The sequence below is a fragment of the Phyllobacterium sp. genome (assembly GCF_037994405.1).
Lineage (GTDB): Bacteria > Pseudomonadota > Alphaproteobacteria > Rhizobiales > Rhizobiaceae > Phyllobacterium.
Genome location: NZ_JBBNAN010000178.1, coordinates 1 through 6626, shown reverse-complemented (window position 1 = coordinate 6626; position 6626 = coordinate 1). Strand labels below are relative to the sequence as shown.

Annotated in this window: 6 protein-coding genes and 1 pseudogene; 4 read left to right on the top strand and 3 right to left on the bottom strand. The window is 56.7% G+C overall.

Features of this window, described 5'->3' with window-relative positions:
- Positions 1-627: 627 nt before the first annotated feature.
- The 4 genes from AAAC48_RS10485 to iolG all read left to right on the top strand — a co-directional run bounded on the left by AAAC48_RS10485 (position 628) and on the right by iolG (position 5571).
- On the top strand, positions 628-1557 hold the full coding sequence (locus AAAC48_RS10485) for a sugar ABC transporter substrate-binding protein (RefSeq protein WP_340654124.1): 930 nt from the start codon (positions 628-630) through the stop codon (positions 1555-1557).
- Between the two features lie 317 nt (positions 1558-1874).
- The gene (locus tag AAAC48_RS10480) at positions 1875-3416 is read left to right on the top strand and encodes a sugar ABC transporter ATP-binding protein (RefSeq protein ID WP_340654123.1); all 1542 of its coding nucleotides are present in this window, start codon (positions 1875-1877) and stop codon (positions 3414-3416) included.
- A gap of 22 nt (positions 3417-3438) precedes the next feature.
- Positions 3439-4467, top strand: a complete 1029-nt coding sequence (locus AAAC48_RS10475) for an ABC transporter permease (RefSeq protein ID WP_340654122.1) — start codon at positions 3439-3441, stop codon at positions 4465-4467.
- Between the two features lie 114 nt (positions 4468-4581).
- Positions 4582-5571 carry an inositol 2-dehydrogenase gene (gene iolG / locus AAAC48_RS10470; protein WP_340654121.1) on the top strand — a complete coding sequence of 330 codons (990 nt, stop codon included), beginning with the start codon at positions 4582-4584 and terminating at the stop codon, positions 5569-5571.
- Positions 5572-5637: 66 nt separating this feature from the next.
- Here iolG and AAAC48_RS10465 read toward each other — a convergent pair whose 3' ends face one another.
- The 3 genes and pseudogenes from AAAC48_RS10465 to AAAC48_RS10455 form a co-directional block, all read right to left on the bottom strand.
- Entirely contained in the window at positions 5638-5958 is a 321-nt protein-coding gene (locus AAAC48_RS10465; protein ID WP_340654120.1) for a HigA family addiction module antitoxin, read from the bottom strand.
- Complete coding sequence (locus AAAC48_RS10460) at positions 5930-6214, bottom strand: type II toxin-antitoxin system RelE/ParE family toxin (RefSeq protein ID WP_340654119.1); 285 nt, start codon at positions 6212-6214, stop codon at positions 5930-5932. The genes AAAC48_RS10465 and AAAC48_RS10460 overlap by 29 nt, the downstream gene beginning before the upstream one ends.
- Before the next feature lie 71 nt (positions 6215-6285).
- Positions 6286-6626, bottom strand: a pseudogene (locus tag AAAC48_RS10455) (gfo/Idh/MocA family oxidoreductase); the annotation flags it as partial.

The following is a 6626-nucleotide window of genomic DNA, read 5'->3' as shown; positions in this document are numbered from 1 at the left end:
GTCGTATATCGTGGTGCCGTAGTAGCCGCCATATCCGCTGTATCCGCCATAATATGGGCCGTCGACAGCGACGCAGCCGGATAGAGACAGCCCTGACAGCCCAGTCATCGCGACCACAACCAAATATTTGATAGACATCGCATATCCTCCGACCAAATTCTTATACGACGTTCGGCGAGCAAGTCGAGAAAACAATGGCGGTTCTCACCGACGTCCGCTCCAGATTCAACAAACCGGGGCGCAAATAGTTCCGCGGACCGACTATGAGCACAAAGAGCAGGCTTCGGCCCCCTTTCTGGTTGCATTTGAAGCGTTGCTTCATCCGTTCGCTTGGCGGAGAAATCGGTGCTACGCACAGCTGTGCAATGATAAATCCCTCATTAATTGGTCTATAGCTCTGAATCCCGCTTGACGCTGGGTGCAGAAAATGGAATAAATATTTCAGAAACTGAGCGCGCGGTCCGTATATTCCGTAATTTGATGTTCAGGATCGAGTTTGCGCGAAACTTCGCGCGCTCTACACGTCCGGATATTCGCAAGCCAGGGGTAGGTTGGCCGCGTAGATAAGGTGTGTGGAGGTTCCGGATTAAACAGGTGTGGCCGGGCACCAATTGTGGAGGAGAAGAAATGAAAAAGCTTTTGTTGGGCGTGGCTGCTTCAGCCTTGATGATCGGGTCGGCATCGGCCGCCAATATCGGCGTTTCCATGGCGCTGTTCGACGACAACTTCCTGACCGTATTGCGCAATGGTATGCAGGACTATGCTAAGACGCTGGATGGCGTGACGCTGCAGGTTGAGGATGCGCAGAACGACGTTGCCAAGCAGCAGAGCCAGATCCAGAATTTTATCGCTTCCAAGGTCGATGCGATTATCGTCAATCCGGTTGATACGGACGCGACTGCGGCTATGTCGAAGATTGCCGCGGAGGCAGGAATTCCGCTGGTCTATGTCAATCGCGAGCCGGTGAATGTCAACGAACTTCCCGCAAAGCAGGCCTTTGTTGCATCAAACGAAGCCGAGTCCGGAACGCTCGAGACCAAGGAAGTCTGCAAGCTATTGAAGGGCAAGGGCGACATCGTGGTCATGATGGGCGAATTGTCCAACCAGGCAGCGCGCCAGCGTACCAAGGACGTTCATGACGTGATTGCCACGGACGAGTGCAAAGGTCTTAAAATCGTTGAAGAACAGACGGCCAACTGGTCGCGTACACAGGGCGCCGACCTGATGACGAACTGGCTCTCTGCCGGTCTCAAATTCGATGCGGTCGTCTCCAACAATGACGAAATGGCAATCGGTGCAATCCAGGCACTCAAGGCTGCCGGGCGCTCGATGGACTCAGTTGTTATCGGCGGTGTCGATGCCACACAGGACGCGCTTGCCGCCATGGCTGCCGGCGACCTCGACGTAACGGTGTTCCAGAATGCCGCCGGACAGGGTCGCGGTGCGGTTGATGCGGCGCTGAAGCTTGCGAAGGGCGAGAAGGTCGAGACGAAGGTCTATGTTCCCTTCGAGCTCGTAACGCCGGAGAACCTGCAGAAGTACCAGAAGTCCAATTAAGGGTTTCGTTCAAACCGCGTCGAGCTTTACCCTGCCCGTTGTGGGGAGGGACGGAGCGAAGTGACGGGGAGGGGTTCTCTTAAACCGCAATTCTTGCAATGGCATCGCTCCTTTTTCGTTGCAAGAAAGACCCAGCCCCGGACCTGCGGCCCGACCCTCCCCACAAGGGGAAGGGCAGGTGGCAACGTTTGACATAATATTGAACGGAAGTTTGGCGAGCCACGGTTTCGCCCATCTTAGGCCCCGCAAGGGGAGAGATAATCGGCATCGACGTTTTTGACGATGCTATAATAGACCCTCTCTGGGAGGAGATGATCATGTCAGTCAGTCCCTCGACCATGGCCGCTGTGCGTGCCAGTGGTGCTGTGCCGCAGGCGGAATATCTTCTTAACGCGGAGAATGTCCGCAAGGAATTTCCCGGCGTGCTCGCGCTGGACGATGTGCAGTTCCGGCTGAAACGCGGCACGGTGCACGCGTTGATGGGCGAGAACGGCGCCGGTAAATCCACTCTGATGAAGATTCTTGCTGGAATATATATTCCAGATCAGGGCGAGGTTTATCTGAAAGGTCTGCCGATCCGTCTCAAATCGCCATTGGATGCTCTGGAGAATGGCATCGCGATGATCCATCAGGAGCTCAACCTGATGCCGTTCATGACGGTGGCCGAGAATATCTGGATCCGGCGCGAGCCGAAGAACGGTTTCGGCTTCGTCGACCATGGCAAGATGTATGACATGACGGCCGAGCTGTTCAAGCGGCTGAACATCACGCTCGATCCCGAAAGCCAGGTGCGGGACCTGAGCGTTGCCAACCGGCAGATGGTGGAGATCGCCAAGGCCGTTTCCTATGAATCCGATGTGCTGATCATGGATGAGCCGACTTCGGCGCTGACCGAGCGCGAAGTGGAACATCTGTTCGCGATCATCCGCGATCTGCGTGCGCAGGGCATCGGCATTGTCTATATCACCCACAAGATGAACGAGCTGTTCGAGATTGCCGACGAATTCTCGGTGTTCCGCGATGGCCGCTATATCGGGACGCATGCTTCAACCGATGTGACCCGCGACGATATCATCAAGATGATGGTCGGTCGCGAGATCACCCAGATGTTCCCGAAGGAGACCGTGCCGATCGGCGATGTCGTCCTCTCGGTCAAGGATCTTTCGCTGAAGAATGTCTTCCACGATGTATCGTTCGACGTGCGGGCCGGGGAGATTCTCGGTGTCGCCGGTCTGGTTGGATCGGGCAGGTCGAATGTGGCCGAGACGATCTTTGGCGTGACGCCCGCAACGGCGGGTACCATTTCCATCAATGGTCAACCCGTCAAGATGAATTCGCCCAACCAGGCGATCAGTCACGGCATGGCTTTCATCACCGAGGACCGCAAGGAGACCGGCTGCCTGCTCATTCTCGACGTGCTTGAGAACATGCAGATCGCCGTGTTGCAAGACCGGTTCGTCAAGTATGGCTTTGTCACGGAGAAGGAAATCACCAAGGCGTGCAAGACCATGAGCGATACGCTACGGGTCAAGACACCGAACATGGAGGAGAGGGTCGAAAACCTTTCCGGTGGCAACCAGCAGAAGGTGCTGATCGGCCGGTGGCTTTTGACCAAGCCAAAAATCCTCATTCTCGACGAACCGACGCGCGGTATCGATGTCGGCGCCAAGGCGGAAATTCACCGCCTTGTATCGCAACTCGCCAAAACAGGGGTCGCGGTGATCATGATCTCGTCGGAAATGCCGGAAGTGCTCGGTATGAGCGACCGGATCATGGTGATGCATGAGGGCCGGGTTACCGGCTTTCTCGATCGAGAAGAAGCAACCCAGGTAAAAGTGATGGAGCTCGCTTCAAAGTGAGCGCCCCGGGGAGGAACCAACAATGACAAGCGAACCAGTAACCGCAAAGGCAACAACACCAACGCTTACGCCAAGGAGCCGCCGCCGGTTGCCGCCGGAGGTCAACATTCTCCTGGTGCTGGTCGGCATTGCCTTGATCTTCGAAATTCTCGGCTGGATTTTTGCCGGGCAAAGCTTCCTAATGAATGTGCAGCGGCTGCGGATCATTATTCTGCAGGTTTCCGTGATCGGCATCATCGCTGTGGGCGTCACGCAGGTGATCATCACCGGCGGTATCGATCTTTCCTCCGGCTCCGTCGTTGGCATGACCGCGATGATTGCCGCAAGTTTCGCCCAGTCCTCCACCTGGGCACGGCCGGTCTATCCCGCATTGACGGACCTGCCGTTTTTTATCCCCATCGGCATCGGTCTTGGCATCGGGCTTCTTGCCGGCATCGTCAATGGCTGGCTGATCGCCTATACCAAAATACCGCCCTTCATCGCCACGCTCGGCATGATGGTCTCTGCCCGCGGCGTGGCGAAGTGGTACACCAAGGGTTCGCCGGTTTCGGGGCTCACCGACCAGTTCAACTTCATCGGCACCAGCATCTGGCCTGTGGTGGTCTTCCTGGTCGTGGCGCTGATCTTCCACGTGGCGCTACGCTATACCCGCTACGGCAAGTTCACCTATGCCATCGGCGCCAATGCGCAGGCAGCACGTGTTTCCGGTATTGATATCGAGCGGCATCTGATCAAGGTCTATGCCATTGCCGGTCTTCTGGCCGGGCTAGCCGGTATCGTCAGCGCTGCCCGTGCGCAGACGGCGCAGGCGGGCATGGGCGTCACCTACGAACTTGATGCCATCGCCGCTGCCGTTATCGGCGGTACATCATTGACCGGTGGTATTGGCCGCATCACCGGCACGGTCATCGGCGCCATCATCCTTGGTGTCATGATCTCCGGCTTTACCTTCCTGCGGGTCGATGCCTATTACCAGGAGATCATCAAGGGCGTGATCATCGTTGCAGCAGTGATTGTGGACGTGTATCGCCAGAAGAAGCGCAAGGTCTAGTTAAACGCCGGTTATCTCTCCCCCTTAAAGGGGGGAGATGAACGCGGCACTGACGGCAAAAAATCAATCTGTAACGCCCGGGATCCTTCCGGGCTTCTTTTAAGAGGGTATCAAATGACTGTACGTTTTGGTCTGCTCGGCGCGGGCCGTATCGGCAAGGTTCATGCGAAAGCAGTGACATCAAATCCGCAGGCGAAACTCGTCGCCGTCGCCGATGCTTTCGAACAGGCCGCCAAGGATCTGTCCGCCGCACATGGCTGCGAAATCCGCAGCATCGAGGACATCGAGAAGGCTTCGGATATCGATGCGGTCATCATCTGCACGCCGACCGATACGCATGCTGACCTCATCGAGCGTTTTGCTCGCGCCGGCAAGGCGATCTTCTGCGAGAAGCCGATCGATCTCGACGTGAAGCGCGTGGAAGAATGCCTCGCGGTTGTCAGGGAGACCGGCGCTACGCTGATGGTTGGCTTCAACCGCCGCTTTGATCCGCATTTCGCCGCCGTGCGCAAGGCGATCGACGATGGCGCCATCGGCAATGTCGAGATGGTCACGATCACCTCACGCGATCCGGGTGCACCGCCGGCCGAATATATCAGCCGTTCGGGCGGTATCTTCCGTGATATGACCATCCATGATTTCGACATGGCGCGCTTCCTGCTCGGTGAGGAACCGGTTGCCGTGACTGCGCATGCTTCCGTGCTGGTGGACAAGAAGATCGGCGAGCTTGGCGACTATGACAGTGTCAGTGTCATCCTCTCAACCGCTTCCGGCAAGCAGTGCGTGATCTCCAACTCACGCCGCGCGACCTATGGCTATGACCAGCGCATCGAGGTGCATGGATCGAAGGGCATGGCCGCAGCCGAGAACCAGCGGCCGGTCTCGATCGAGATTGCCAATGGCAGCGGCTATACCCGCCCACCGCTGCATGATTTCTTCATGACACGCTATACGGAAGCCTATGCCAACGAAATCGCTGCTTTCATCAATGCGATCGCGACCGGGGCCAAGGCTGCGCCGAGCGGCGAGGATGGCCTGATCGCGCTGGCGCTCGCCGATGCGGCGGTGCGGTCGGTCAAGGAAGGCAAGACGATCAGGGTGTAGTTGGGAGCGTCCGCCATCTCTCCCCTTCGTTTGCGGCGAGAGATGGCACAGCCTGTGAGATTCAACTCAGGTTGCTCTCGGTTCGATCGTGGCAAGATCGCTCCCGATCTCGCGACGCCGCTGCAAAAGATCATAATCAGCTTGAAGACCGAGAAAATAACCCTCCGACATGCCAAAATAACGAGCAAGACGAAGGTCAGTATCGGCTGTGACAACACGCTTGCCCAAGACGATTTCGTTGATACGTCGCGGTGGAACATGCACAGCACGGGCGAGTGCATTCTGGCTGATGCCCATTGGTTCGAGGAACTCATGTAGCAGGATTTCGCCAGGATGCGGGTTCGGCAACCAATCGTTCTCAGTCGTAGTAGTCGATGATTTTGACATCTCTTGGGCCTCCTTCCTTCCAGACAAAACAGATACGCCATTGATCGTTGATCCTGATTGAATGCTGCGCCGCCAGTTTGCCTTTGAGAGCCTCAAGACGATTGCCGGGCGGAACCCGAAGATCCTCCATCACGCGTGCCTGATCTAAAAGGCGCAGTTTTCGCAATGCGACAGGCTGAATGTCCGATGGCAGCTTACGACTCCTGACGCCCGACCAGATCAACTGTGTTTCGCGATCAGCAAAGTTCTGGATCATGAAAAGAGATTAAGATCATACGTCTATAACGCAATGCGTTATAGACGTTGCCCTCAGTTGCATCAAGAAATCTATCGCACGTCCACCCAGCGCTGTTCGTTGAATGAGCGCGCCATGGCATGCACGGTACGCTCGATTTCCAGTCCGTCGGCAAATTCGATCAGATGAGCGGGCTGGCCGTTGATGCGCTTGATCAGTTCATGGCACTCGATGATCTTGAGATCGTTGAAGCCAAGACCATGGCCGGGCGCCGGGATGAACTGGCCATAGGGCTCATGATGTGGTGCGGTCAGGATGGTGCGGTAACCCTGTTCCGTCGCACGGTCGGCGGTGACATAGAGCTGGAACTCGTTGGCGCGCTCCTGATCGAACAGGATCGAGCCCTTCGAGCCGAAGATCTGCAGCGCGATAC

What these genes read in the sequence shown, in the direction of transcription:
- AAAC48_RS10485 (WP_340654124.1), top strand. Translation starts at nt 628, where the DNA reads ATGAAAAAGCTTTTGTTGGGCGTGGCTGCTTCAGCCTTGATGATCGGG.
- AAAC48_RS10480 (WP_340654123.1), top strand. Translation starts at nt 1,875, where the DNA reads ATGTCAGTCAGTCCCTCGACCATGGCCGCTGTGCGTGCCAGTGGTGCT.
- AAAC48_RS10475 (WP_340654122.1), top strand. Translation starts at nt 3,439, where the DNA reads ATGACAAGCGAACCAGTAACCGCAAAGGCAACAACACCAACGCTTACG.
- iolG (WP_340654121.1), top strand. Translation starts at nt 4,582, where the DNA reads ATGACTGTACGTTTTGGTCTGCTCGGCGCGGGCCGTATCGGCAAGGTT.
- AAAC48_RS10465 (WP_340654120.1), bottom strand. Translation starts at nt 5,958, where the DNA reads ATGTCAAAATCATCGACTACTACGACTGAGAACGATTGGTTGCCGAAC.
- AAAC48_RS10460 (WP_340654119.1), bottom strand. Translation starts at nt 6,214, where the DNA reads ATGATCCAGAACTTTGCTGATCGCGAAACACAGTTGATCTGGTCGGGC.